Origin of the sequence: Streptomyces sp. NPDC052773, from assembly GCF_044547145.1 — a bacterium.
In the GTDB taxonomy this organism is placed as follows: domain Bacteria; phylum Actinomycetota; class Actinomycetes; order Streptomycetales; family Streptomycetaceae; genus Streptomyces.
Genome location: NZ_JBITZX010000005.1, coordinates 439,378 through 463,072, shown reverse-complemented (window position 1 = coordinate 463,072; position 23,695 = coordinate 439,378). Strand labels below are relative to the sequence as shown.

The 23,695-nt window shown below is 72.3% G+C and carries 23 protein-coding genes; 14 read left to right on the top strand and 9 right to left on the bottom strand.

Features of this window, described 5'->3' with window-relative positions; all coding sequences use genetic code 11:
- Positions 1-27 precede the first annotated feature (27 nt).
- From ACIG0D_RS14865 to ACIG0D_RS14855, 3 genes are all read left to right on the top strand, one after another.
- Entirely contained in the window at positions 28-648 is a 621-nt protein-coding gene (locus ACIG0D_RS14865; RefSeq protein WP_399800200.1) for a hypothetical protein, read from the top strand.
- A 39-nt stretch (positions 649-687) separates the two neighbouring features.
- Complete coding sequence (locus ACIG0D_RS14860) at positions 688-1,032, top strand: hypothetical protein (RefSeq protein ID WP_399800197.1); 345 nt, start codon at positions 688-690, stop codon at positions 1,030-1,032.
- Between the two features lie 72 nt (positions 1,033-1,104).
- On the top strand, positions 1,105-1,944 hold the full coding sequence (locus ACIG0D_RS14855; RefSeq protein WP_399800194.1) for a serine protease: 840 nt from the start codon (positions 1,105-1,107) through the stop codon (positions 1,942-1,944).
- Between the two features lie 4 nt (positions 1,945-1,948).
- Here the strand turns inward: ACIG0D_RS14855 and ACIG0D_RS14850 are convergent, their stop codons facing one another.
- On the bottom strand, positions 1,949-3,532 hold the full coding sequence (locus tag ACIG0D_RS14850) for an amidohydrolase family protein (protein ID WP_399800191.1): 1,584 nt from the start codon (positions 3,530-3,532) through the stop codon (positions 1,949-1,951).
- 11 nt (positions 3,533-3,543) lie between these two features.
- On the bottom strand, positions 3,544-4,812 hold the full coding sequence (locus ACIG0D_RS14845) for an amino acid deaminase (protein WP_399800188.1): 1,269 nt from the start codon (positions 4,810-4,812) through the stop codon (positions 3,544-3,546).
- Between the two features lie 139 nt (positions 4,813-4,951).
- Between ACIG0D_RS14845 and ACIG0D_RS14840 the strand changes: the two genes are divergently transcribed.
- From ACIG0D_RS14840 to ACIG0D_RS14820, 5 genes are all read left to right on the top strand, one after another.
- The gene (locus ACIG0D_RS14840) at positions 4,952-5,986 is read left to right on the top strand and encodes a sugar kinase (RefSeq protein WP_399800186.1); all 1,035 of its coding nucleotides are present in this window, start codon (positions 4,952-4,954) and stop codon (positions 5,984-5,986) included.
- The gene (locus ACIG0D_RS14835) at positions 5,983-6,744 is read left to right on the top strand and encodes an IclR family transcriptional regulator (RefSeq protein WP_399800184.1); all 762 of its coding nucleotides are present in this window, start codon (positions 5,983-5,985) and stop codon (positions 6,742-6,744) included. The genes ACIG0D_RS14840 and ACIG0D_RS14835 overlap by 4 nt, the downstream gene beginning before the upstream one ends.
- On the top strand, positions 6,741-7,151 hold the full coding sequence (locus ACIG0D_RS14830; protein WP_383324496.1) for a RidA family protein: 411 nt from the start codon (positions 6,741-6,743) through the stop codon (positions 7,149-7,151). The genes ACIG0D_RS14835 and ACIG0D_RS14830 overlap by 4 nt, the downstream gene beginning before the upstream one ends.
- Before the next feature lie 113 nt (positions 7,152-7,264).
- Positions 7,265-8,716, top strand: coding sequence for a GntP family permease (locus ACIG0D_RS14825; protein ID WP_399800181.1), 1,452 nt, complete (start codon positions 7,265-7,267; stop codon positions 8,714-8,716).
- Between the two features lie 111 nt (positions 8,717-8,827).
- Positions 8,828-9,340: a hypothetical protein gene (locus tag ACIG0D_RS14820; RefSeq protein ID WP_399800178.1), complete on the top strand. Its 513-nt coding sequence runs from the start codon at positions 8,828-8,830 to the stop codon at positions 9,338-9,340.
- Here the strand turns inward: ACIG0D_RS14820 and ACIG0D_RS14815 are convergent.
- Entirely contained in the window at positions 9,337-10,725 is a 1,389-nt protein-coding gene (locus ACIG0D_RS14815) for a M14 family metallopeptidase (protein ID WP_399800175.1), read from the bottom strand. The genes ACIG0D_RS14820 and ACIG0D_RS14815 overlap by 4 nt on opposite strands.
- 347 nt (positions 10,726-11,072) lie before the next feature.
- On the opposite strand from ACIG0D_RS14815, the gene ACIG0D_RS14810 reads away from it, so the two are divergent.
- The 4 genes from ACIG0D_RS14810 (at position 11,073) to ACIG0D_RS14795 (ending at position 16,426) form a co-directional block, all read left to right on the top strand.
- On the top strand, positions 11,073-13,394 hold the full coding sequence (locus ACIG0D_RS14810) for an ATP-binding protein (protein ID WP_399800173.1): 2,322 nt from the start codon (positions 11,073-11,075) through the stop codon (positions 13,392-13,394).
- Between the two features lie 130 nt (positions 13,395-13,524).
- On the top strand, positions 13,525-14,442 hold the full coding sequence (locus tag ACIG0D_RS14805) for an anti-sigma factor RsbA family regulatory protein (RefSeq protein WP_399800170.1): 918 nt from the start codon (positions 13,525-13,527) through the stop codon (positions 14,440-14,442).
- A 156-nt stretch (positions 14,443-14,598) separates the two neighbouring features.
- Complete coding sequence (locus ACIG0D_RS14800) at positions 14,599-15,021, top strand: ATP-binding protein (protein ID WP_399800298.1); 423 nt, start codon at positions 14,599-14,601, stop codon at positions 15,019-15,021.
- Between the two features lie 85 nt (positions 15,022-15,106).
- On the top strand, positions 15,107-16,426 hold the full coding sequence (locus ACIG0D_RS14795) for an Nramp family divalent metal transporter (RefSeq protein ID WP_399800168.1): 1,320 nt from the start codon (positions 15,107-15,109) through the stop codon (positions 16,424-16,426).
- Positions 16,427-16,439: 13 nt separating this feature from the next.
- On the opposite strand, the gene ACIG0D_RS14790 is transcribed toward ACIG0D_RS14795, so the two are convergent.
- The 6 genes from ACIG0D_RS14790 to ACIG0D_RS14765 form a co-directional block, all read right to left on the bottom strand.
- Positions 16,440-16,706 carry a hypothetical protein gene (locus ACIG0D_RS14790; protein ID WP_399800166.1) on the bottom strand — a complete coding sequence of 89 codons (267 nt, stop codon included), beginning with the start codon at positions 16,704-16,706 and terminating at the stop codon, positions 16,440-16,442.
- Between the two features lie 250 nt (positions 16,707-16,956).
- The gene (locus tag ACIG0D_RS14785; protein ID WP_399800163.1) at positions 16,957-18,240 is read right to left on the bottom strand and encodes a hypothetical protein; all 1,284 of its coding nucleotides are present in this window, start codon (positions 18,238-18,240) and stop codon (positions 16,957-16,959) included.
- Between the two features lie 56 nt (positions 18,241-18,296).
- Positions 18,297-18,797, bottom strand: a complete 501-nt coding sequence (locus tag ACIG0D_RS14780; RefSeq protein ID WP_399800161.1) for a SigE family RNA polymerase sigma factor — start codon at positions 18,795-18,797, stop codon at positions 18,297-18,299.
- Positions 18,798-18,902: 105 nt separating this feature from the next.
- Positions 18,903-19,307, bottom strand: a complete 405-nt coding sequence (locus ACIG0D_RS14775) for an Imm50 family immunity protein (RefSeq protein WP_399800158.1) — start codon at positions 19,305-19,307, stop codon at positions 18,903-18,905.
- Positions 19,297-19,794 carry an Imm50 family immunity protein gene (locus ACIG0D_RS14770; protein ID WP_399800155.1) on the bottom strand — a complete coding sequence of 166 codons (498 nt, stop codon included), beginning with the start codon at positions 19,792-19,794 and terminating at the stop codon, positions 19,297-19,299. The genes ACIG0D_RS14775 and ACIG0D_RS14770 overlap by 11 nt, the downstream gene beginning before the upstream one ends.
- A 138-nt stretch (positions 19,795-19,932) precedes the next feature.
- Complete coding sequence (locus ACIG0D_RS14765) at positions 19,933-21,651, bottom strand: chitinase (RefSeq protein ID WP_399800153.1); 1,719 nt, start codon at positions 21,649-21,651, stop codon at positions 19,933-19,935.
- A 343-nt stretch (positions 21,652-21,994) separates the two neighbouring features.
- On the opposite strand from ACIG0D_RS14765, the gene ACIG0D_RS14760 reads away from it, so the two are divergent.
- Both ACIG0D_RS14760 and cpaB read left to right on the top strand, forming a co-directional pair.
- The gene (locus tag ACIG0D_RS14760; protein WP_399800150.1) at positions 21,995-22,930 is read left to right on the top strand and encodes a hypothetical protein; all 936 of its coding nucleotides are present in this window, start codon (positions 21,995-21,997) and stop codon (positions 22,928-22,930) included.
- 54 nt (positions 22,931-22,984) lie between these two features.
- Positions 22,985-23,692, top strand: a complete 708-nt coding sequence (cpaB, locus tag ACIG0D_RS14755; protein WP_399800147.1) for a Flp pilus assembly protein CpaB — start codon at positions 22,985-22,987, stop codon at positions 23,690-23,692.
- Positions 23,693-23,695: the final 3 nt, after the last annotated feature.

Sequence of the window (23,695 nt, the reverse complement as noted above, 5' to 3'; positions counted from 1 at the left end):
AGAACGGGTGAACACCACGGTCCGCCGATGGTGTACCAGCCGCAGCCGGAGCACATCCCGGCCTACGAGGAGTACGCCGACCCGGCGGCGGCACACGGCTGGCAGAACACCTACGACGAGACCCGCGAGCTGCCACCGGTCGTGGCGCCGGGGCCCCGGCGTTCGCGGCGCAAGCCCAGTCCCTGGCGGCAGCGGCGAGCGGCCGGCGTCGCGGTGGCCGTGGGCGCGGTGTCCGCGGCGGCGCTGATCGCCGGGTTCTCGTCGTCCGGCGGGGGAGCGCAGAGCGAGAAGGGCCGGACCAGCCCGACGGCCGCCGACCCGGGCTCCGGGACGCCGTCCGACACGGCCCCGGACACCACCCGGGACGCCGCTACCTCCGCCCCGCCCACCGCGGGCGGCGCACGGACCACGCCGGATTCGTCCCCGTCGCCGAGCGCGACCGCGAGCGACGCCGGCACCCCCGAGCCGTCCGCCGACGAGCCCTCCGCCTCCCCGTCCCGCACCTCCGAGCCCTCCGGCACGGCCGCCCCGTCCACCGCCCCGGCCCCGGTCTCCGCCCCCACCGTCACCCCCGCCCCGGACGACGGCCCCGGAAACGCCAACGGCAACCCGGGCCACGGCCAGGGCGGCACCAAGGGTCCCAAGTAGGGCCAAGGGGGGCCCGTACGCCCGGTCGGCGATCGCCTCGTGGCCGCTGAACGATCGTTGATCCCGCCGAACGCCCCGCGCCGCCGAACGTCCCGCACCGCGACCGGCTCGTTCCACGCGGCGACGGCCCTGACCGACGTCCTGGCGCTCCACGCCGCGCCCCTGTCCCTGCTCCGGCCGGGGGTGCTGCTGTCGGCGCCGGCGGGGCCGCTGCGCCCGCAGCTCGGCGGCCCGCCGTTCACCGTCGTCGAACGCGGGCTTCCGGCCACGCCGGAGCGGCCCGCCGAGGCGGCCGAGTACCCGGTGACCGGGGCGCGGGGTCTCGCTCATGCCCCGAACGTGTGGCGGAAAACGGCTCCTTGCCCACCCCTCCCTCCTTCATGAGGATGTGCATGACAAGACAGCGGGCGGCCGGACGACCTCCGGTCGCCTCCGTCGTACAGAGGGGACCCCCACATGAAGAAGCCTCTCCTCGCCACGCTCGCGGCCCTGGTGATCACCGGGGCGGGCGCGGCGCCCGCCGTCGCGGCCACGCCGGACACCGAGACGGCGCCCGCGGTGAAGGCGGTGAACTTCGCCGGCACCGTCGCGCTCAGCAACTGCTCCGGCTCGGTCATCCGCATGCCGGACTCCGCGGCCGACGACCCGGCGCTGGTGCTCACCAACGGCCACTGTCTGGAGTCCGGCTTCCTCGACCCCGGCGAGGTCGTCGTCGACCGGGCCTCCACCCGCTCCTTCGGCCTGCTGAACTCCGCCGGCACCCGGGTGGCGACGCTGCGCGCGAACAAGATCGCCTACGCGACCATGACCGACACCGACGCCGCCGTCTACCAGCTCACCCGCACCTACGCGCAGATCAAGAGCTCCTACGGCATCGACGCGCTCACCCTCAACGACACCCACCCGGTCGCCGGCACCGCCATCAGCGTCGTCTCCGGCTACTGGAAGCGCATCTACAACTGCTCCATAGACGGCTTCGTCCACCAGCTGCGCGAGGGCGACTGGACCTGGAAGGACTCCGTCCGCTACACCTCCACGTGCAACACCATCGGCGGCACCTCCGGCTCCCCGGTCGTCGACCAGTCCACCGGCCGGGTCGTCGCCGTCAACAACACCGGCAACGAGAGCGGCGAGCGCTGCACCCTCAACAACCCGTGCGAGGTGGACGCGAACGGCAACGTCACCGTCCGCCAGGGCATCAACTACGCCCAGCAGACCTACCAGTTCGCCGCCTGCTTCGGCCTCGACAACAAGCTCGACCTCCATGCGAGCGGCTGCACCCTGCCCAAGCCGTGACCGCTCACACGGGCGTCCTGCGCACCGAGCGGCCCGCCAGGACGTCCGTGCGCCGCCCGTCCTCGATCACGAACCGGCCGTCCACCAGAACGTAGGGGATGCCCGTCGGAAGCGCGCGCGGACGGTCGTACGTCGACCCGGCCGCCACCGTGGCCGGGTCGAACAGCACCAGGTCCGCCCGGTGTCCCTCGCGCACCACGCCCCGGTCCGGCAGCCGCAGCCGGGCCGCCGGGCGGGAGGTGAGGTGCGCGACGCACTCCTCCAGGGACAGCACGCCCAGCTCGCGGACGTAGTGGCCGAGGTAGTGCGGGAAGGTGCCGTAGGCGCGCGGATGCGGCTTCGCGCCCTGGAGGATGCCGTCGGAACCGCCGGTGTGGACGCGGTGCCGCATGATCGCCCGGACGTTCTCCTCGTGGCCCACGTGCTGGAGGATCGAGGTGGCCAGACGGTCCTCCAGGAGCAGCCGGCGGGCCGCCGGCCAGCCGTCCACGCGGCGGCCGACCCAGCCGGCGAGGGCCGGGTCGCCGACCCCGGAGATCTCGATCGTGTCCCACTCCACCGGCACCCCGTGGCAGCCGTCCGACCCGGTGACCTCCAGGTCGTGACGGATCCGCTCGGCCGTCGCGGCGTCCGCGAGCCGGGCCAGCACCGCGTCCGGGCCGCCCTCGCTCGCCCAGCTCGGCAGCAGCGCCGCGAGCGTGGTGCTGCCGGGCGTGTAGGGGTAGGTGTCGAGGCTGATGTCCGCGCCCGCCGCCAGCGCCTCGTCGAGCAGCGCCAGCAGCTCGGGCGCGCGGCCCTCGTTCACGCCGAAGTTCATGGTGGCGTGCGCCAGATGCAGCGCGCAGCCCGCCTCCCGGGCGAGGGCCACCATCTCCGCGTACGCCTCCAGCGCCCCCGCCCCGTAGGAGCGGTGGTGCGGGCAGTAGTAGCCGCCGTACGACGCCACCACCCGGCACAGTTCGGTCAGTTCGGCGTCCTTCGCGTACATGCCCGGCGTGTACGTCAGCCCGGACGACATGCCGACCGCGCCCTGCTCCAGGCCCTCCGCGACCAGTCGCCGCATCCGGTCCAGCTCGGCCGGGGTCGCCTCGCGGTCCTCCCAGCCGACGGCGAGCGCGCGGACCGTGCCCTGGGGGATCAGATAGGCCGCGTTGACCGCGATGCCCCCATCCAGCCGGTCCAGGTACTCGCCCACCGACCGCCAGTCGAAGTCGATGTCGTCGCCCGAGCCGTTCCAGCCGGTGATCGCGCGGCGCACCTCGGCGAGCGTACGGTCGTCGACCGGCGCGTACGACAGCCCGTCCTGGCCGATCACCTCCAGCGTCACGCCTTGCGCGGCCTTCGCGCTGTGGTCGGGGTCGCGCAGCAGCGCGAGGTCGCTGTGGGCGTGCATGTCGATGAAGCCGGGGGAGAGGACCAGGCCCTCGGCGTCCAGCTCCCGCACCGCCGACGGGCGCTGGCAGCCCGCCGCCGCGGCCTCCTTGACGATCGACACGATCCGGCCGCCGTCCACCACCACGTCGGCGCGGTAGGACGGCGTGCCGGTGCCGTCGACGACCTCCGCGTCCCGGATGACGAGATCTTCCATCGCCGTGCCCCCTAGAAGAACGTGCGGACGTAGTCGACGACCGTGCCGTCCGCCTCGGCCACCGGGATCAGCTGCCACTTGTCGAACGACGTGCACGGGTGGGACAGCCCGAGGCCGAGCCAGTCGCCGACCTCCAGGTCCGCCTCCGGCGAGGTGCGCAGCCAGGCGTGCTGGTCGGACAGGCCCGTCACCTCGATCCCGGTGGCCGGGCGCTCGACGCCGTCCCGGCGGACCACCCGGGCGACCGGCAGGTCCAGGTCGTAAGCCGCGTCCCGCTTGCCCGCGTTGGCGAAGGCCTGCTCGGCCGTCGGCCGGGACACCACCTGCGCCCACAGCCGGAACGCGGGCTCCAGGGCGCCCTCCTCGGGGACCCGGGTGAACGGGGTCAGCCTGCGGTAGTGGCCGTCGTCGTGGGAGACGTACGCCCCGGAGCGCAGCAGCTTCAGCACGGGCGCGGAGAGTTCGGGGATCGCGGCGAAGGCCTCGGCGACCGTGTCGAACCAGGCGCTGCCGCCCGCGCTCACCACGATCTCGTCCAGCCCCGCGAACCGGCCCGCCTTGTCGAACTCCACGGCCAGCGCCACCAGCCGGTCCAGCCACGCCCGCACCCGCTCCGGCGTCGCCCCCGGCACCTCGCCCTCGTACCCGGCGACCCCCGCCAGCCGCAGCGACCGGGCCGCGGCCACCGCGTCCGCGACCCGCGCGCACTCCGCCTCCGTGCGCACCCCGGTCCGGGCGCCCTCGCCCGCCGCCAGCTCCACGACCACGTCCACCGGACGGGGCGTGCCGGCCTCCGTCAGCGCCGCGTCCATCAGCTCCACACCGCGCACCGAGTCGACGTAGCAGACGAAGCGGAACGCCGGGTCCGCCAGCTCGGCGGCGATCCAGCCGAGGGCCGCCGCGTCCACCAGCTCGTTCGCCAGGAACACCCGCTCCACGCCGAACGCCCGCGCCACCCGCACCTGGTGCGGCACCGCGAGGGTGATGCCCCAGGCGCCGTGCTCGATCTGGCGGGCGAACAGCTGCGGGGCCATGGAGGTCTTGCCGTGCGGGGCGAAGGCCAGGCCGTGGCGTTCGGTGTACTCGGCCATCAGCCGCAGGTTGTGCTCCAGGTGCTCGGCGGACAGCGCCAGGACGGGGGTGGTGAAGCCGCCGGTGAAAAGGTTGCGGCGCTGGGCGGCCAGCTCGCCGACGGTGAGCCCGTCGGCGTCCGGCGGGAGGCCCCGGAAGCGGTGGTCGACGACTGCCTCCGTGAGGCGGGCGAGGGCTTCGCTGCTCATCAAGAGCCTCCTGATCAGGTGCGTTGCATGTTATGCAACGTCCATTGCGTATGTCGCTTACCGCTGTCTAACATCTCGGCCAACGCGGGGTCAACGGATCGGCCACCACCCCGTACGACACCGAGGAGCTACGACGATCGTGACCGCCACCGGACCGTGCAACGCCCCCGGCGTCGTGGACGTCGTCGCGCTCGGCGAGTCCATGGTCACCTTCCTGCCCTCCCGCCCCGGCCGTCTCGCCGACGTGCCGTCCTTCGAGCGGGCGATCGGCGGCGCGGAGTCCAACGTGGCCTGCATGCTGGCCGCCGCCGGGCACTCGGCGCGCTGGGTCAGCCGGGTCGGCGCCGACGGGTTCGGCGACCACCTGGTCGAGACGATCGGGTCGTACGGCGTCGACGTCACCTCCGTGCGGCGGGACCCCGCGCGCCCGACCGGCGTGTACTTCCGCACGGCGGGCGACCGGGCGACGGACGCGCACGAGGTGGCGTACTACCGGGCGGGGTCGGCGGCGTCCGCGATGAGCGCGGACAGCGTCGACCCGACGGCCGTCCGGGCCGCGCGGATCCTGCACCTGTCCGGCATCACGGCCGCGCTCTCCGACGACTGCCGGGACCTGATGCGGGAACTCACCGCGCCCCGCCCCGGCCGCCCCCTCGTCTCCTTCGACGTCAACCACCGCCCCGGCCTGTGGCCGGACCCCGAGGGGCCCGCCCTGCTCAGGGACTTCGCCCGCCGCGCCGACGTGGTCTTCGTCGGCCAGGACGAGGCATGGGGACTGACGGACCCGGAGGCCGTCCGGGCGGCGCTGCCCGAGCCCGAGGTGCTCGTCGTCAAGCAGGGCCCGGCGGGCGCCACCGCGTTCCACGGAGGCAACGCCACCTTCGTGCCCGCCCTCACCGTGGACGTCGTCGCCGCCGTGGGCGCCGGAGACGCCTTCGCCGCCGGGTTCCTCTCCGCCACCCTGCGCGGCCTGCCCGTGCGGGACCGCCTCCGCCACGGTCACCTGTGGGCCGCCGCCGCCCTCACCGCCCCCGGCGACCTCGCCGCACCCCCCGCCCGCGGCCACGCCGACCGGCTCGCCGCCCTCGACGACACCGCGTGGGGGAGACTTCGACTCGGCCCCGGCTGGACAGCCGCCACCCAAGGGGCCGAGGAGGAGGTACGTACGCCATGAGCCAGACCGTCGACCGCGCGCTGAGCATCCTGCCGCTGCTCGCCGAGGGCCCCGCCGACCTCGGACAGGTCGCCGACCGCCTCGGCGTGCACAAGTCCACCGCCCTCAGGCTGCTGCGCACCCTCAACGAACACGGCTTCGTCTACCGCCAGTCCGACCAGCGCTACCGCCTCGGCGCCCGGCTCTTCGCCCTCGCCCAGGAGGCGATGGAGAACCTGGACATCCGGGAGATCGCCCACCCCCACCTCGTCCGCCTCAACGAACAGTGCGGACACACCGTCCACCTCGCCGTCTACGAGGACGACGAGGTCCTCTACATCGACAAGGTGGAGAGCCGCTACCCGGTCCGCATGTACTCCCGGATCGGCAAACCCGTCGCCATCACCGTCGCCGCCGTCGCCAAGCTGCTCCTCGCCGACCTGCCCGAGCCGGAGCGGCGCGCCGTGGCGGAGAAGCTCGACTACCCCCTCTACACGGCCCGTTCGACGCCGAACGCCGAGGCCTTCCTCACGGAGCTGGCCAAGGTGCGCGAACAGGGCTGGGCCACCGACCTCGGCGGCCACGAGGAGTCCATCAACTGCGTCGCCGCACCCATCCGCGGTGCCGACGGCAGGGTCGTCGCCGCGATGTCGGTCTCCGCGCCGAACGTCGTCGTCACCGCCGACGAACTCCTCACCCTGCTCCCGCTGGTGCGCCGTACGGCGGAGGACATCAGCGGCGAGTACTCCGGAAGAACGCCAGTAAGGGACCCCGCATGACGGACAAGATCGCACTCACCCCGAAGACCCACACCACCCCGCCCGCGAAGTTCTCGCACGGCGTGAAGAAGGGCAACATCCTCCAGGTCGCCGGCCAGGTCGGCTTCCTCCCCGCCGAGGAGGGCAAGCCCCCGACGCCCGCCGGCCCCACCCTGCGCGAGCAGACCCTCCAGACCCTCGCCAACGTCAAGGCGATCCTGGAGGAGGGCGGCGCGAGCTGGGACGACGTGATGATGATCCGCGTCTACCTCACGGACGTGGACCACTTCGCCGAGATGAACGAGATCTACAACGCCTACTTCGAGGAGCAGGGCCTCACCCAGCCGCCCGCCGCCCGCACCACGGTCTACGTCGGTCTGCCCGCGGGGCTCCTCATCGAGATCGACGCGCTGGCCGTCCTCGGCTGACCCCTCCTCATCTCCCGCACGCCGTGAACGGCATGGTGTCCGCGCACTCCCGGACGCCATGCCGCGATCCCCCCTGCCCGAAAGCAGTATGTACTTATCCAGAGGACCCCCTGATGTCCCCTTCATCCCCTTCGTCCCCGCCGCACACCGGCGGCCTCCTGCTGCTGATCGACGGCACCGCCGGACTGCTCACCGTCGCCGCCCTCGGCATCGCGCTGCTGCTCTTCCTCATCATCAAGGCGCGCCTCCAGCCGTTCGTCGCCCTGCTCGCCGTCTCCATAGCCGTCGGCCTGATGGCCGGTCTGTCCGTCACCGAACTCTTCGGCACCGTCCAGCGCTCGGACGCCGTCTCCACCATCGAGTCCGGCATGGGCGGCATCCTCGGCCATGTCGCCATCATCATCGGCCTGGGCACCATGCTCGGCGCGATCCTCGAAGTCAGCGGCGGCGCGGAGGTGCTGGCCTCCCGGCTGCTGAACCTGTTCGGGGAGCGGCGCGCCCCGCTCGCCATGGGCCTGACCGGCCTCATCTTCGGCGTCCCCGTCTTCTTCGACGTCGGCATCTTCGTCCTCGCGCCGATCGTCTACGCCGCCGCCAAGCGCAGCGGCAAGTCGATCCTCCTCTACTGCCTGCCGCTGCTCGCCGGCCTGTCCATGACCCACGCCTTCCTGCCCCCGCACCCCGGCCCCGTCGCCGCCGCCGGGCTGCTCCACGTGGACCTCGGCTGGGTCATCCTCATGGGCGTCGTCTGCGGCATCCCGGCGGTCCTGGCCGCCTGGGCGTTCTCCGCGTGGATCGGCCGCCGCATCTTCGTGCCCGTCCCGCAGGACATGGTGGAGGCCGCGGAGGAGGCCAAGCGCGCGGTGCTCGCCGAGCGGGCCGCACCCCGCGAACAGCCGGTCGCGCTCGGCACGGTCCTCGCCATCATCGGCACGCCGCTGATCCTGATCCTCGCCGCCACCTTCTCCTCGATCGCCCTGGAGCCCTCCACCCTCCGCTCGGTCATCGAGTTCTTCGGCCACCCCTTCGTGGCCCTCACCCTCGCCCTGCTCCTCGCGTACTACGTCCTCGGCGTCCGCCGCGGCTGGTCCCGCAAGTCCCTGGAGACCGTGTCGACGTCCTCGCTGAAGCCGGTCGGCAACATCCTGCTCGTGGTCGGCGCGGGCGGGGTCTTCGGCGCCGTCCTCAAGGCCAGCGGCGTCGCCCAGGCCCTGTCGGACACCTTCAACGACGTGGGCCTGCCGGTGCTCGTGCTGTCGTACCTGATCTCCCTGGTGCTGCGCGTCGCCCAGGGCTCGGCCACCGTCGCCATCGTCACCACGGCCGGGATCGTCGCCCCGCTGCTCGCCGACGGCGGCCACTCCCAGGCGTTCGTCGCCCTGGTCATCATGGCCATCTCGGCGGGCTCCATCTTCGCCTCCCACGTCAACGACGGAGGCTTCTGGATCGTCGCCAAGTACTTCGGCATCAGCGAGCGGGACACCCTGAAGACGTGGACCGTGCTGGAGTCGGTGCTGTCGCTGGCCGGGTTCGCGGTGGCGGCGGTGCTCAGCCTGTTCGTCTAAGCGGACACCCCGGGAACAGGCAGGGGAACAGGCCTGCGAAACAGGCCCGGGAACAGGGGTGCGGGTGAGCCTGGCTGTCGCCCGCACAGCTCCGTCGTCCATACTTCCGCCGTGGAGCAGCGCATAGGACCCAGCATTCAGCCCCTGCAAGGCGCCGCGGCCGACCCGGCGTTCGTCCCCGGCATCACGGGCCCGCGCCCCGACGAGCCGGACGAGACGCCCGCGGCGCCGGAGACGGCGCCGGAGACGGCCGTGGCGGAAGAGGAGACGGACGAGGCCGCGGAGGAGGTGACCCCCGAGGAGGAACCCCCCGCCGACGGCCCCGTCTTCGAGGCCGCCGACCGGCGCGCCCGGATCGTCGCCGACGCCCGGGGCATCCGTCTCAGCCTCGACGAGGAGAGCTGCGACTTCCGCTGGGACGAGATCGGCGCGGTGGAGACCGAGACGGCCCGCTTCGGCAAGCGGTTCACCGTCACGGTGCACACCCCTGACCGGCGCTGGTACCCGATCGAGATCGAGGCGCCGGCCAGGGCGCGCTTCGCGGAGTGGGAGTCACAGCTCGACGCGGTGCTGGACGCCTACTTCGAGGACGACGCGAAGGCGGAGGAGAGCGAGGACGCCTAGCAGTACTGGGCTTCCTTGCCGATCGACCGGTACATGCAGTCCGCGTTCTCCAGCAGTTGCAGGACCGCGTCCCGGTTGCGTGAGGTCTCCCGCTCGATCACCTCGTCGGGCGGGTAGAACCCGCCTCCGGAGCTGGACCTCGGGTACATCTCGAAGGTGTATCCGAAGATCTTGTGCACACCCCAGAGGTAGTCGTCGATCGACCCGTCGGTGATGTACAGGTCGCTGGACTGCTCCGGGGTGTAGCCGTTGCTGGCGGCCATCTTCTGCCCGACCGTGGCGAACGCGTTGCGGTCGTCGGCCGTCATGCCCGTGGTGGTGTCGGCGTAGGTGTAGCCGAACGGCCACAGGATCAGCTCGCTGTAGGTGTGGAAGTCGATGCCCGCCCTGATCTGCTGCTTGCCGCCGACGACCCGGCTGCGCACGAAGTCGGAGACGACCTTGACCTCCTTCGCCGACTCCGGCGCCGTACCGCGGTAGGTCTCGGAGGACGGTGAGCCGGAGGAGCCGCCGCAGCAGCCCCAGCGGTAGTTCCAGTTGCGGTTGAGGTCCGTACCGACGTACGAGGAACCGGAGTTGGGCTGCCGGTTCTTGCGCCAGGAGCGGTAGGAGCCGGTGGCGATGTCGTACTCGCCGCCGTCCGGGTTGAGGTCCGGGATGATCCATATCTCGCGGTTGTTCACCATGCTCGTGACGCGCGAGTCGCTGCCGTAGTCGGAGGTCAGCTCGCGCAGCAGGTAGAGCGCCATCTCGACGGTCAGATGCTCGCGGGCGTGCTGGTGGTGGGTGAACAGCACCTCAGGCTCGGACTCGTCCGTGGCCACGTTGTCGCTGATTTTGATGGCGACGATGTTGCGGCCCTGGTAGGAGGTGCCGATGGTGCGCTGGCTCGCGATCGACGGGTGGGCCGCGACGATCGAGTTGATCTCGTTCGTCATCTCCGCGTAGTTGTGGTAGCGCGAGTCGGCCGACGGGAAGTCGTTGATCCGGATGTCGTCCGCCGGGGCCGACCGGTCCGGGACGGCGCCCAACGGGGCGACGTCGTAACCGAGTCGGCGCAGCTCGCGGATCTGGTCCGCGCGGCCGGAGACGACCACGCCGTGCCCGTGGACCTCGTCCACGGAGACGCCGGCCCGCTGCAACGCGGTGCGGTCCTCGGCCGTCGAGTGCAGATGGATCTCGTACTGGCGGATGTCGTCCGCCGAGGCGGCCGGTTTCGCCGCGCTGTCGGCGCCGGCCTCGCCGGCCGTCGCCGAGACGGGGGCCGCGAGGGCGAGGGTGAGCAGACCGGCGAGCGCGGCGGTGCGTCTGCCGCCCCGGGTCCCTCGGCCGGCGCGGGTGGCCTGGCCGGCGCGGGCGCCTCGGCCGCGGATGCGAAGTCGCATGAAGTCTCCTTGGTTCTCCAGGGATTCCGGGGTCTCCGGAAGTGGGGAGTGGAGCTGGGGGTGGTTCTTCCGTGCGACGTACGACCTACTGGTGTGGGTGTGGCGCTCATGGTGAGCGGATGGCATGAGCAGGTCAATAGCATGGCGGAGCCAGACGGCCTGAACCAGGCGGAAAACGGCCGCGCAGTGTACGCGCGGCCCCCGCCCCCGGCGGGCACCCCGGCAAAGTGCACCCGTGGGTGTGAGCGCCGCGTGCATATATGTGCAAGCCGGGGAAGAGTGAAGGCCCGTGCACCGGGAGCCACGGACAGCCGACCCCCGCTCACACCCCAGAGGACTGGCTGATCATGGGCGGATCAGCGCCGAGACGAGACGGTCACCTGCCCGTCGAGACGACCAGCTTCGTCGACCGGCGGGACGAACAGGCCGAGGGCCGCGACCTGCTGGCCCGCGCCCGGCTCGTCACCCTGACCGGACCCGGCGGCGTCGGCAAGACCCGCCTGGCCACCCGGATCGCGGCCCGCGTCGCCCGCGCCTTCCCCGACGGCGTGCGCTTCGTCCACCTCGCCGGCCTGCACGACCCGGCCCTCGTCCCGCTCGCCGCCGCCGACGCCCTCGGCCTGCACGACTACTCCGCCCAGCCCCCGCTCGACGCCCTGGTGGAACAGGTCCGCGCCCGGCGCCTGCTGCTCGTCGTCGACAACTGCGAACACCTGCTCGCCGCCTGCGCCGAACTCGCCGCCGCCCTGCTGCGCGGCACCACCGGCGTCCGCATCCTCGCCACCAGCCGGCACCGCCTCGGCCTCACCGAGGAACACCTCATGGACGTACGGCCGCTGCCCGTCCCCGACCCCGACGGAGACCTCTCCGCCGCCGACGCGAGCCCCGCGCTCACCCTCTTCGCCGACCGCGCCGCCGCCGTCGACCCCGGCTTCCGCCTCACCCCCGCCAACCGCGCCGCCGTCGCCCGCCTGTGCCGCCGCCTCGACGGACTGCCCCTCGCCATCGAACTCGCCGCCGTCCGGATGCGCGTCCTCAGCGTCGAACAGCTCCTCGAACGCCTCGACGACCGCTACCGCCTGCTCTCCGCCGGCAGCCCCGCCGTCCTGCCCCGCCACCAGACCCTGCGCGCCGCCGTCGACTGGAGCCACGACCTGTGCACCGAGCGCGAGCAACTGGTCTGGGCCCGCGCCGCCGTACTCGCCGGCGGCTTCGACCTGGAGACGGCCGAGGCGGTCTGCGCGGACGGCGAACGGGTGCGGGCGTACGACGTCCTCGAAGCCGTCGTCGGACTCGTCGACAAGAGCGTCCTCAGCCGCGAAGCCGGCCCCGACGGCGTCCGCTACCGCCTCCTCGACACCCTGCGCCACTACGGCCTGGAGAAACTCCGCGAACTCCCCGGCGAGGAGAACGCCGCCCGCCGCCGCCAGCGCGACTGGATGCAGGAACGGGCCGCCGCCTGCGAACGCACCTGGTTCGGGCCCGGCCAGCGCGCGACCGTCGCCCGCCTCCGCGCCGACCAGGACAACCTCCGCGCCGCCCTCGACTACAGCCTCACCGCCCCCGGCGAAGCCCTCGCCGGCCTCCGCCTCGCCGGCACCCTCTGGTTCTACTGGCACGCCTGCGGCGCCCCCCGCGAAGGCCGCTACTGGCTCGACCGCGCCCTCGACGCCCATCCCGGACCCACCCGCGAACGCGCCCGCGCCCTGTGGATCTCCGGCCTCCTCGCCGGCTGCCCCGAAGACCTCACCCGCGGCCGCCGCCGCGCCGAGGAGGCCGCCGCCCTCGCCCGCCGGCTCGGCGACGAGGCGGAAGCCGCCCACGCCGAGTACGTCATCGGCGTCATCCGCCTCTTCAGCGGCGACCTGCGCGCCGCCCTCGACCACTTCCGGGCCGGCGTCGCCCGCGGCCCCCTGCCCGGCCAGCACCTCAGCCTCGTCGGCCTCGACCGCGTCGAACTCGCCTGCGCCCTCTCCTTCCTCGGCGAGGCGGACGAGGCCATCGCGCTCTGCGAGGAGACCCGGCGGCTGTGCGAGGAGCACGGCGAGGAATGGGTGCGGTCGTACGTCCTGCGCATGCTGGCCCTCGCCCACACCGTGAAGCGGGACTGGCCGCGCGCCGAACACCACGCCCGCGAGGCGCTGCGCCGCAAACTCGCCGTCCACGACATCGTCGGCATCGGCCTCACCCTCGATCTGCTCGCCCAGATCGCCGGCCACGGCGGCGCCCCCGAACGCGCGGCCGTCCTCCTCGGCGGCGCCGACCGGGTGTGGGCCGACGTCGACCGCGACCGCTGGGGCTCCGCCGCCCTCGACACCGCCCGCCGCTCCACCGAGGCCCGGGCCCGCGAGGCCACCGGCGCCCAGGCCTTCGACCGGGCCTACGCCCAGGGCGCCGCCCTCGCCCTGCCCGACCTGGTCGGCTACGCCCTGGAGGAACACCGGCCCCCCGAACCGCCCGAGCCGGAACGCCCCCCGCAGGGCGTCCGCCTCACCCGCCGCGAGACCGAGGTCGCCGAACTCGTCGCCGAAGGACTCGCCAACCAGCAGATCGCCGACCGCCTGGTGATCGCCCGCCGCACCGCCGAAGGCCATGTCGAACGCATCCTCAGCAAGCTCGGTTTCAGCAACCGCAGCCAGATCGCCGCCTGGGTGACGGCCCAGCGCTGACGACGACCGGCAGCCGCACCCCACCGGCCCCTGTCACCACGGCAGCACCGCATCCCCACCCCGGCGGCATCCCCGTCACCACCGCTCATCCGGACACACCCGTGTCCGCCCCACCACCTCCGAGGGACCCATGACCACCACCCGACCAGCCACCCGGCCGACCCCGCCCGGCCCCTTCGACCACCGCATCGCCGTCCACAGCACCGACGACGAGTTCCTGGCCACCGCCCTGCCCTTCCTCGCCGAAGGCCTCGCCGCCCCCGACGAGCCCCCGCCCGTCGCCATCGCCGCCCCCGCCAAGCTGGACCTGCTGCGCGACGCGCTCCCCGACGCCGACGCGCAGCGCGTCGTCACCGTCCCGCACACCGACTGGTACACCGGCTCCGCCGCCAACGCCATCGCCCGCGCCGCCGGCCACCTCGCCGGCCAGGCCGGCCCCGGCGGCCGTATCCACCTCCTCATGGAACCCGACTGGGCCGGCCGCGCCGGCCGCTCCGCCCGCGAGTCCGCCGAGTGGATCCGCTACGAGGCCCTGGCCAACGTCCTCTTCGCGCCGTACGCCACCACCGCGATGTGCGTCTACGACACCCGCACCGCGGGCCCCGCCGTCATCGCCGCCGCCCGCCGCGCCCACCCCGACACCGAGGTGTACGCCGACCCGCTGCTGGTCGCCGCCGAACTGGACGCCGTACCCCTGCCGCCCGCGCCCCGCGACGCGCACCGGCTGGACGCGCCCGACCCGGACGCCGTCCGCGCCTGGGCGGTCGCCCGGGGCCTGGCCGCCGCGGACGCGGACCTGTTCGCCACGGCGGTGGCGGAGGCCGCCGTGGACCCGGTCACCGGCGTCCTGCTGTGGGGCGAGGCGCCGTCCTGCGTCTGCGAACTGCGCACCACCCGCCGCCTCGACGACCCGCTCGCCGGCTTCGTCCCCCCGCCCGCCCCGGAGCCGCGGCCCGGCCAGGGCCTGTGGTTCGCCCGCCAGGTCTGCGCGTACGTCGACATCCGCGACGACCCTGACGGGGCCTCGGTCCGCCTCCAATACGCGTAGTCCCTGCCGGTGCCGCGCCGCCACGCAGGTATGGAATCGGGTAGTCCTCCCCGTGTGGCGGGCCGGCCCCCGGGACAGCCTGAACCCATGCCGCCACTCACCGGGGGCCTCCTTCCGGCCCCCCACCCCCGGTACGGCGCGTACCCGCAGCCCCCCATGGGCGCGGGACACGCGAGCAGCGAGTACGACCCCCGCCCCTCCGCGGTCGGCGAGGCCCGCGCGGAGGTCCGCAGGCAGCTGGAGGGATGGGGGCTGGCCGAGCGCGACGACCTGGACGACCTGGTGGCCACCGCCGAACTCCTGGTCAGCGAACTGGCCACCAACGCCCTGCTGCACTCGGCGAGCCGCTTCCGGCTGACCCTGTCCGCCGCCCACGGCGTCCTGCGCTGCGAGGTCGCGGACGCGGGCCGCCGGGTCCCGCAGGTGCTCCAGGCGGGGACGTCGGAGAGCGGCCGGGGGATGTTCCTGGTGGACGCGCTCGCCCGGCGCTGGGGCTGCCACCAGGACGGGCCGGGCAAGACCGTGTGGTTCGAGCTCGGCACGTGCGCGTGCGACGGCTGCGGCCGGCGACAGCCGTAGCCCGGCGTACGCCAGGAGCACTCGATCTGTGGAGATCCCGCACGCCCTCTTGCCGCGCGGCCGTTGATCGGCTTTCTTGGCCAGCATGGCGGACACCACGGGAAACACCACGGAACCACAGGTCGGGGGCCCCGACTCCCCACCCCGCAAGTCCAGTTGGAAGTACATCGGCCCCGGGATCGTCGTGGCCGCGACGGGCGTCGGCGCCGGAGACCTGGTGGCGACGCTCATCGCCGGCAGCAGCTTCGGGTACACGCTCCTGTGGGCCGCGGTCGTCGGCTGCCTGGTGAAGATCTCACTGGCGGAGGCGGCCGGCCGCTGGCACCTCTCCACCGGCCGCACCCTCTTCGACGGCTGGGCCAGCCTCGGCCGCTGGACCACCTGGTTCTTCGCCGTCTACCTGGTGATCTGGGGCTTCGTCTACGGCGCGGCGGCGATGTCGTCCAGCGCGCTCCCGCTGCAGGCGCTGTTCCCCGACGTCATGGACCTGAAGTGGTGGGCGGTGGCCTGCGGCCTGGTCGGCCTGGTCTTCGTCTGGTTCAACAAGTACGCGGTGTTCGAGAAGGTCATGACGGTCCTGGTGGGCGTCATGTTCGTGGTGACCGTGTACCTGGCGATCAGGGTCACCCCGAACCTCGGCGACGCCCTGGCCGGCCTGCTCCCGGTCCTCCCGGACGAGAAGGACTCCGTCCTCAACACCCTGGGCCTGATCGGCGGCGTGGGCGGCACGATCACCCTCGCGGCGTACGGCTACTGGGTCAACGCCAAGGGCTGGACGGACGCGAGCTGGATGAAGATCATGCGCCTGGACAACCGGGTCGCCTACGCGACGACCGGCATCTTCGTGATCGCGATGCTCTTCGTCGGCGCGGAACTGCTCCACTCCGCGAACGTGGCGATCGCGAGCGGTGACAAGGGCCTGATCCAGCTCGGCGACATCCTGGAGCAGAAGTACGGCACGGCGACGGCCAAGTTCTTCCTGATCGGCTTCTTCGCCACGTCCTTCACGTCCCTGATCGGCGTGTGGCACGGCGTCAGCCTGATGTTCGCCGACTTCGTCGCGCGCTACCGCAGGGGCGACGCCCCGAAGGCCGAGGCGGTGGCCTCCGGCACCCGCGAACGCTCCTGGCCCTTCCGCGCGTACCTGCTCTGGCTCACCTTCCCCCCGATCGTCCTCCTCTTCCAGGGCCAGCCCTTCCGCCTGATCATCCTCTACGGCGTCCTGGGCGCGGCGTTCCTCCCCTTCCTGGCGGGCACGCTGCTCTGGCTGCTCAACTCGTCCCGCACTCCCCGCGAATGGCGCAACAGCTGGCTCAGCAACGGCATGCTGGCACTGGCGGGCCTGCTGTTCCTGGTGCTGGGCGTGAAGCAGGTCTGGGATCAGCCGTGGTCGGAGTTCTTCTAGCCAGACCCTGGGGTCAGCCCATCGGGCGGTAGTAACCGAGCACCGCGGGCAGCTGGGCGAACCACTCCTGGATCCTCGCCCTGGGCTTGGCCTCGACCACGCACTCGTAGAAGAGGCCGTCCAGGTGGACCACGCCCATCATGAGGTGCTTGCCGGAGGGGCTGGGCCGGTAGTGGACGCTGCGGATCTCCTGCCAGGGGAACTCGGCGGACACACCGTTGACCTCGAAGGTCACGCCCGCGGAGTCGACGACGATGGAGTTGTGCCGGTCCACCGCCATGAACTCCGGTCCCTGGAGGACCGGCTGAGGCGGTGGTACCGGGGCGGCGTAGTGAGGAGGGGGCGGGCCGAAGCCCGCCGGGGGAGCCATCGGCGGAGCTGCCGGCGGAGCCGCCGGTGGAGCCGCCGGCGGGGGCGGGGACGGGCGGCCGTATGCGGGCTGGTGGCCGTAACCGTACGGCGGCGGCTGCGTGGTCATCGTCGCTGGAGTCCCCCGGAAGGTGATGTGCTCCCCGAGGATAGCCGCCTGCTCAGCGCAGCTTGAGCCACTGCGGGCTGAGGGCGATCTGTCGCAGCTGCCCGATCGTCAGAGCGGGGGCCTCGCGGGTCGCGGCCGTGTGCTGGGCGCCGGAGTTGAAGGCGCTGATCACGACGCGGCGGCCGTCGGGGCGCATGGTGTCGACGGTCCACATGACGACCCCCTCGCCGCCCTTCTCGCCCGGCCCCTGCCGGACGGCGACCTTGGTGCCGTCGGCCAGGGTCTCCGCGTCGGCGTACAGCTGATCGGCGACGTCCCGCATGTCCGGCTGCACATTGATCTGCACGAGACTCCGCCCCTTTCCGTCGTCGACGACGACGTACGCGTACTCGGTCTCCTGGCCGCCCTGGGAGACGACCTCGGCCCCGTCCGGCAGCAGCCCGACGAGCGTGTCGCGGACGGCGGCACCGTCGGCGGCCGGGGGCGGGGACGCCGGTGCCTCCGTGCCGGAGGTGGGCTTCGGGTTTCCGGGATCCTCCGGAATGGCGTCCACCACCGCCCGCCAGGCGGACGCGGTGGCCACCTTCTCCAACTGTGCGACGGACAGCGGCGGTTCCGGCCGGGTGACGGGCGCGTCCTTCTCCGCCGCCGCGTTCCACTCGCTGACACTGATGTGCTGCCCTTCGGCGGTGACCAGCTCCGCCTGCCAGCGCTTGGTGTCAACGCGCCGGTCCGGATACTCGTACCCCCGCAAGGTCATGAGGACCGAGCCGTCGGGCAGCCGGCTGGTGCGGCAGCCGTCGTGCGGGATCACGACCTTGTCCGGGCACGTGGTCCACTGACGGGCCGTCTCGCTGCCCGGCTCGACCCGGTCCAGGCCGACGGCGACGGCCCCGGCGCCCCGACCGTCGTCGAACACCACCCGCACGTGCGGCGACGGCCCCTCGTGCGTGCCCTGCCCGGTCGCGTCGCTGACCTTCCCCTCGGGAAGCAGCGACTTGAGCGTGGCTACCAGCTCCTCGCCGCTCACGCCGTCGTCGGGCACGGCCGCGGCGGCGGAAGCCGCGCCCGCCCGCCCGACGGACGCACGACCATCCATATCAGCACCGCTCCCGATCCCCTTCCCGTTGATGACGAGGGTGACGCCCACACCCACGAGCGCGAGGCTCGCCGCGCCGCCGAACACCGCGGCCCGGCGGCGCAGCCGCATCCGGCGTCCGCGCGCCTGCCCCGCGGCGACCAGGGCGGGGCGGTCGGTGTCGAAGGTGTCACCGGTCTCGCGCAGGGCGGCGCCGAGCCGGCTCTCGAAGGGGTCCTGCGTGGGTTCCACGGGCATGGCGAACCACCGTTTCTACGAGTCGTGAGATGAGGAGGTGTCCTGCGGAAGCGGGCTCAGGTCGCGGCGTACTCGGCCAGATCCTCACCGAGCAGTTCCCGCAGCCGCGCGAGCGCGCGCACACAGCGGGTGCGTACGGCGGCCGAGCTGACGTGGAGGACGTCGGCCGTCTCCTGGATGCTGCGGTCCTCCCAGTAGCGCAGCACGACGACGGCCCGGTCCTTGACGGGCAGCCGGGCCAGCGCCTCCAGCAAGGTCAGGCGCAGCGACGCGTCGCCCCCGGCAGTGTCGGCCCGCTCGGGCAGCACATCGGTCGCCCGCTCGGTGCTGCTGCGCCGCCGCCTCTGGGCGAGGAAGGTTCGGGTGAGCACGGTCTGGGCGTACGCGGCGGGGTTCCCGGCCCGGCTGACCCGGTGCCAGCTGACGTACAACCGCCCCAGGGTCTCCTGGACCAGGTCCTCGGCGAGATGGGTGTCCCCGGCGGTGAGCAGACACGCCGACCGGTACAGATGCCCGGCACGCGCCCCCGCGAACTCATCCGCCCACCCCTGCCCCATCCGCGCTCCCCGCCCCTGGTGTGTGGTGCTCTCACTGCTTCGATGCGGTGGAGTGGGGGAAATGTTTCACACAAGATCTGCAAGAGGGCGCCGAGGGCTGACGCTTCACTGGTGGGCCGCCAGGTATGTGCGCACCTTCGTCAGTCGGGGCGCAGGGGCTTGGAACCAGATGCCTGAAGCCGTGGTCCCGAGCGTCACCTCGAAGAGTCCGTCCGTGCGGGCGATCAGCCGGACGTGTCTGGCCTCGGACGCCCCCCAGCCGTTTGCCTGGAACCCCACCACGTCAGCGAATACAAGGTAGAACTCCACGGTGTTGAATTTGTTCCCCGCCCATTCCTCGGGGATCTCGGCAGGCAGGTGCCGTGTCTCGAAACCGAGGGTCACTGACTTGTCGCGCTCATCTAGATGAACGTAGAAAAGATGACAGTCTTCCAGCTTGGGTGGAGCATCGCCGTAGAGTGACCCAAGGTTGTTCTGTGAGGTGAGCAACCGCTCCCACTCAGCGCTCATAGAACGTCTTCTCCTCGGTTCCGGGAAGGGTGGAATACCGTCGCGCATCGACTTTGCTCATGAAGAGGTGCCGTCCATCATCCGAGCCGTCGGCGCCGATGGAGAAGGCGCTGACGTGACCGACGCGTACGGATTCGGCACAGTCGAACCGCAACGAAGTCCCCTTGCCGTCGATCGTCACCCGCATGCGCCGCTCGATGCCCAGTGAAGCCGTCTCGATGTCGCCGACCACCGGCGGGGACCAACCGCTGAGTGCAAGGCGCTCCACAGCTAGGAATTGCAGCTGGCACTGCACGGTGTCCATCCCGGCGTCCGCCCATTCCTGTGGCGGCACCCTGGGGTACGTCGGCATGTCGACGCGCAGCGTCAGAGTAGGACCACGCCAGTTGAGATTGACTGACCGAACCCTCACTCCCCGAAGTTCAGGGGGGTGGCCGTAGAGGGACTCCAGCACCTGCGGATTGGCAAGAAAACGGTCAGCGGTCATAGTAGTAGTGCTCCTCGGCGCATCTGCGCTTTGCGTACCGCAAAGCGGACCCGAGCCGGGCGTCGCAGTCAAGCCACTGCGCGCCCCGCCGTGGCAGGCGGCGGGGCACGCAGGCCCGTAGCGCTGGGAGGGTGTGGTCTACGGCAGCGCGTGCACGTGCGGCCCCACCGCGTTCGACCAGGCGTTGCCCGCCGTCGCGTCCCAGTTCGTGGACCAGGTCATCGCGCCCCGCAGGTCGGGGTACGTCCGCGGGGGCTTGAAGGAGCCGCAGCCCGTGCCCTTGGTCAGGCAGTCCAGGGCGTTGTTGACGACCGAGGGGGAGACGTAGCCGCTGCCCGCCGCGCGGGTCGAGGCGGGGAGGCCCAGGCCCACCTGGGACGGGGACAGGCCGCCTTCCAGCTGGATGCAGGCGAGGGCGGTGAGGAAGTCCACCGAGCCCTGGCTGTAGACCTTGCCGTCGCAGCCCAGCATGGAACCGCTGTTGTAGTACTGCATGTTGACGACCGTGAGGATGTCCTTCACGTTCAGGGCCGTCCGGAAGTAGGAGTTCGACGTCGACTGCATGTCGATCGTCTGCGGCGCCATGGTCAGGATCATCGACGGGCCCGCCTTCGCGGACAGCGACCGGAGCGCCTGCGTCATGTACGTCGCGTTGAGGCCGTTCTCCAGGTCGATGTCGACGCCGTCGAAGCCGTACGTCTGCATCAGCGCGTACACCGAGTTCGCGAAGTTCGTCGCCGACGCCGCGTCGTTCACCGTGACCGTGCCGCGCTCGCCGCCGACGGAGATGATGACCTTCTTGCCGGCCGCCTGCTTCGCCCTGATGTCGGCCTTGAACTGGTCCACGGTGTAGCCGCCCAGCCCCGCTGAGTCCAGGTTGAACGTGACCTGTCCCGGCGTGCCGGTGGCGTCCGCGAAGGCCACCGCGATGATGTCGTAGTGGGACGGGACGTCGGACAGCTTCTGCACCGTGGCGCCGTTGTCGAAGTTCTGCCAGTAGCCGGTCACCGCGTGCTTGGGCAGGGAGCCGCCTCCGCCGCCACCTCCGCTCGGCGCCGTCGTCGCCGTCACGGTCGCCGACTTCGGCGACTCACCCGCCGCGTTCGTCGCCGTGACCTGGAAGGAGTACGACGTGGCGGCCGTGAGGCCGGTCACCGTCGCCGAGGTGCCGGTCACCGCCGTCGCCTTCGTGCCGTCGCGGTAGACGGTGTAGCCGGTCGCGCCCGACACCGTGTTCCAGGTCAGGGAGACGGACGTGGAGGTCGTGCCGGAGACCCGGAGGCCGCCGGGGGCGCCGGGGATCGTGGGGGCCGGGTCGCCGCCTCCGCCGCCGTCGGGGCCGTAGACGGAGATGTCGTCCGCGTAATACGCCGCCTGGCCGTACCAGCCGTGGGTGTACACCGTCACCGAGGTGGTGGACGCCCCGGTGGTGAACGTCGTCCTCAGTTCCTTCCACGTCGTGCTGTCCGGGGTCCAGGTCGACACGTCCGTCGTGCCCGTGCCGGTCGCGCCGAGGTACGCGTAGCCGCCCCGCACCCAGGCACTCAGCGTGTACGTCGAGTGGGGCTTGACGGCGACCGTCTGGGTGCAGCGGGCGTTGTCCTGGCCGGCGGGCGTCGCCTTCAGCGCGGCCGTACCGCCGTGCACGGGGGAGGAGACGGTCGTACCGCTGCCGGCCGAGCAGGTCCAGTCGGCGAGGCCCGCTTCGAAGCCGGCGTTCCTGACGTTGTTGACGTCGGCCGCGGACGCCTGGGTGGCGGTGATGAGGGAGAGGGGCAGGGCGAGGGCGGTGGTGACGGCGCCGGACCAGAGGCGGATGCGCGATGACCGCCTGCTGCGTCTGCGTACGAGGTCCACTGGGGCCTCCGGTGGGGAGTGGGGGTCGTTCGGGACGACGGTGGCCACCGCTGGCCTCAAAGTTGGTCCAGACCAATTAGGTTGTCAAGGGGGCCGGATCGCGAGGGGCGTCACCGGAGGGGGTCGGCCTGTTCACCCGTAGGGGGCGGCCTCGCGCTTTCGTGTGCACAACCTGCCCCGATTTGGCGCGACTTGTGCGAAGGCAGTTGCTCCCGAGCTACACAAACGCTGTTCTCCGGTCACAGAGCCGTGGATACAGTGCTGAGGTAGTCACGCAATGAAGTCACCTCGGTGCGCCGGAGTAACCCCGGTGGACCGACCGGCGTGAGACGGGGAGCTGCGCGTGCCAACTGCCATTGCCGTGACCAGCGCCGACCTGGCGCTGCCACCGCAGGACCAGCGGACCCTGCCCGCCGTCGTCCTGAGCGACCTGGACCGGCGCCCGCTGGAGCAGGTCCTCGCCGAGGTCACCGGCCTCCTGGAGACCCACGGCCATCTCGTCGTCGTGTACTCGGCCGCCGTCCCCGCCGCCGTCGAGCGCCGGCTGCACACCGTGCGCTCCCTGCTGGAGAGCGACCGGATCGCCCTGTTCAAACCGGAGTTGCCGCCGCTCGGCGTCGCCGTCCTCGCCCGGCAGCTGCGCCAGCTCGCCTCCTGTGACCTGAGCCCCGGCGTCCTCGCCTCGGCGGGCCGGCTGCTCACCCACTACGTCCACGCCGGCGCCCTGCTCGGCTCGGTCGCCCGCCTCGACCGCGTCCCCGTCGACCTCAAGGCGCACGCCAAGTCCTGGTTGCCGGGCAGCCAGTTCGCCGTCGTGGCGCATCCGCAGCCGCAGCTCGTGCGGCTCGGCGGATCGGGCGGCGCGGGCCGGCAGGGCGGATCCGGCAACCTCCGCAGCCCCGGCGACCCCCGCAACCCCGGCAGTCCCGGCAGCCCCGCCCCCGCCCTCACCGGCCCCGAGTTCGCCACCTGGATGCTCACCGCCAAGGGGCAGTTGCAGTCCGACTGGGTCACCAACACCCTCGGCCCGGCCTGGAAGGTGCAGGGGCTGCGCGAGACGGCGCTGCCCGCGGAGTCCGCCGCCTGGTGGGGGACCGGAAAGCTGATCGAGTTCTGCTCCTACCTGCCCGACCTGTCCGTCCTCTACCAACTGGTCGGGTCGGTCCGGCAGGGCGTCTGCCACTGGTGCGGCATCGACGTCATCGGCGACCGCTGCGTCTTCTGCTCCGCCACCGCACCGCCCCCGCCCGTCCAGCATCACCAGCTCACCGCCGGATAGAGCACGGCGACCCAGAAGCCCCGACCGCCACCCCCCGATGAGGTTGCCCGCTTCATGAACTCCCGTCAGCGCCGCGGCGTGATACTGCTCCTCCTCTCCGTCCTGTGCGCCCTCGGCGCGTTCGCGGGCGTCCTGTCCGTCGTCAACGACGCGAAGTCCAAGGTCGGCCCCGAGGTGACGGCGTACCGGCTCAGGCAGAAGATCGAGCCGTACACGCCGCTGACCGCCGGGCAGTTCGAAAAGATCTCGATGCCCGAGCGCTGGCTGTCGCCCAACGCGGTCCGCGACCTGTCGGAGATCCGGGGCAAGATCGCCGTCACCACCCTCCGGGAGGGCTCCCTCCTCCAGACCGACATGATCGTGGCGCGGCCCGCCCTCCAGCCGGGCGAACAGGAGGTCGCGATCATGATCGACGCGGCGACCGGCGTCGCCGGGAAGATCACCCCGGGCGCCCGCGTCAACGTCTACGCCACCTTCGAGGGCGCGCGGGAAGGCGACCCGGACCAGTCGAAGATCATCGTCACCGGCGCCCGCGTCCTCGACGTCGGCGAGCTGACCGCCCTCCGGCCGGACGACGGCGACCGCGGCCGCGAGCCCACGGACGCCGTCCCCATCACCTTCGCCCTCTCCGCCCTCGACGCCCAGCGCCTCACCTACGCCGAGTCCTTCGCCGAGCGGGTCCGGCTCGCCCTGGTCGCGCCCGGCGGTGACTCCACGGTCCCCGAGAAGGACCGGACGTACGAACTCGCGAAGGACAAGTGAGAG

Bases quoted from the DNA above. Each gene is read 5' to 3' on its own strand.
- ACIG0D_RS14865 (WP_399800200.1), top strand. From the start codon at position 28: ATGGTGTACCAGCCGCAGCCGGAGCACATCCCGGCCTACGAGGAGTAC.
- ACIG0D_RS14855 (WP_399800194.1), top strand. From the start codon at position 1,105: ATGAAGAAGCCTCTCCTCGCCACGCTCGCGGCCCTGGTGATCACCGGG.
- ACIG0D_RS14850 (WP_399800191.1), bottom strand. From the start codon at position 3,532: ATGGAAGATCTCGTCATCCGGGACGCGGAGGTCGTCGACGGCACCGGC.
- ACIG0D_RS14845 (WP_399800188.1), bottom strand. From the start codon at position 4,812: ATGAGCAGCGAAGCCCTCGCCCGCCTCACGGAGGCAGTCGTCGACCAC.
- ACIG0D_RS14835 (WP_399800184.1), top strand. From the start codon at position 5,983: ATGAGCCAGACCGTCGACCGCGCGCTGAGCATCCTGCCGCTGCTCGCC.
- ACIG0D_RS14830 (WP_383324496.1), top strand. From the start codon at position 6,741: ATGACGGACAAGATCGCACTCACCCCGAAGACCCACACCACCCCGCCC.
- ACIG0D_RS14825 (WP_399800181.1), top strand. From the start codon at position 7,265: ATGTCCCCTTCATCCCCTTCGTCCCCGCCGCACACCGGCGGCCTCCTG.
- ACIG0D_RS14815 (WP_399800175.1), bottom strand. From the start codon at position 10,725: ATGCGACTTCGCATCCGCGGCCGAGGCGCCCGCGCCGGCCAGGCCACC.
- ACIG0D_RS14810 (WP_399800173.1), top strand. From the start codon at position 11,073: ATGGGCGGATCAGCGCCGAGACGAGACGGTCACCTGCCCGTCGAGACG.
- ACIG0D_RS14805 (WP_399800170.1), top strand. From the start codon at position 13,525: ATGACCACCACCCGACCAGCCACCCGGCCGACCCCGCCCGGCCCCTTC.
- ACIG0D_RS14800 (WP_399800298.1), top strand. From the start codon at position 14,599: ATGGGCGCGGGACACGCGAGCAGCGAGTACGACCCCCGCCCCTCCGCG.
- ACIG0D_RS14795 (WP_399800168.1), top strand. From the start codon at position 15,107: ATGGCGGACACCACGGGAAACACCACGGAACCACAGGTCGGGGGCCCC.
- ACIG0D_RS14790 (WP_399800166.1), bottom strand. From the start codon at position 16,706: ATGGCGGTGGACCGGCACAACTCCATCGTCGTCGACTCCGCGGGCGTG.
- ACIG0D_RS14785 (WP_399800163.1), bottom strand. From the start codon at position 18,240: ATGCCCGTGGAACCCACGCAGGACCCCTTCGAGAGCCGGCTCGGCGCC.
- ACIG0D_RS14780 (WP_399800161.1), bottom strand. From the start codon at position 18,797: ATGGGGCAGGGGTGGGCGGATGAGTTCGCGGGGGCGCGTGCCGGGCAT.
- ACIG0D_RS14775 (WP_399800158.1), bottom strand. From the start codon at position 19,307: ATGAGCGCTGAGTGGGAGCGGTTGCTCACCTCACAGAACAACCTTGGG.
- ACIG0D_RS14770 (WP_399800155.1), bottom strand. From the start codon at position 19,794: ATGACCGCTGACCGTTTTCTTGCCAATCCGCAGGTGCTGGAGTCCCTC.
- cpaB (WP_399800147.1), top strand. From the start codon at position 22,985: ATGAACTCCCGTCAGCGCCGCGGCGTGATACTGCTCCTCCTCTCCGTC.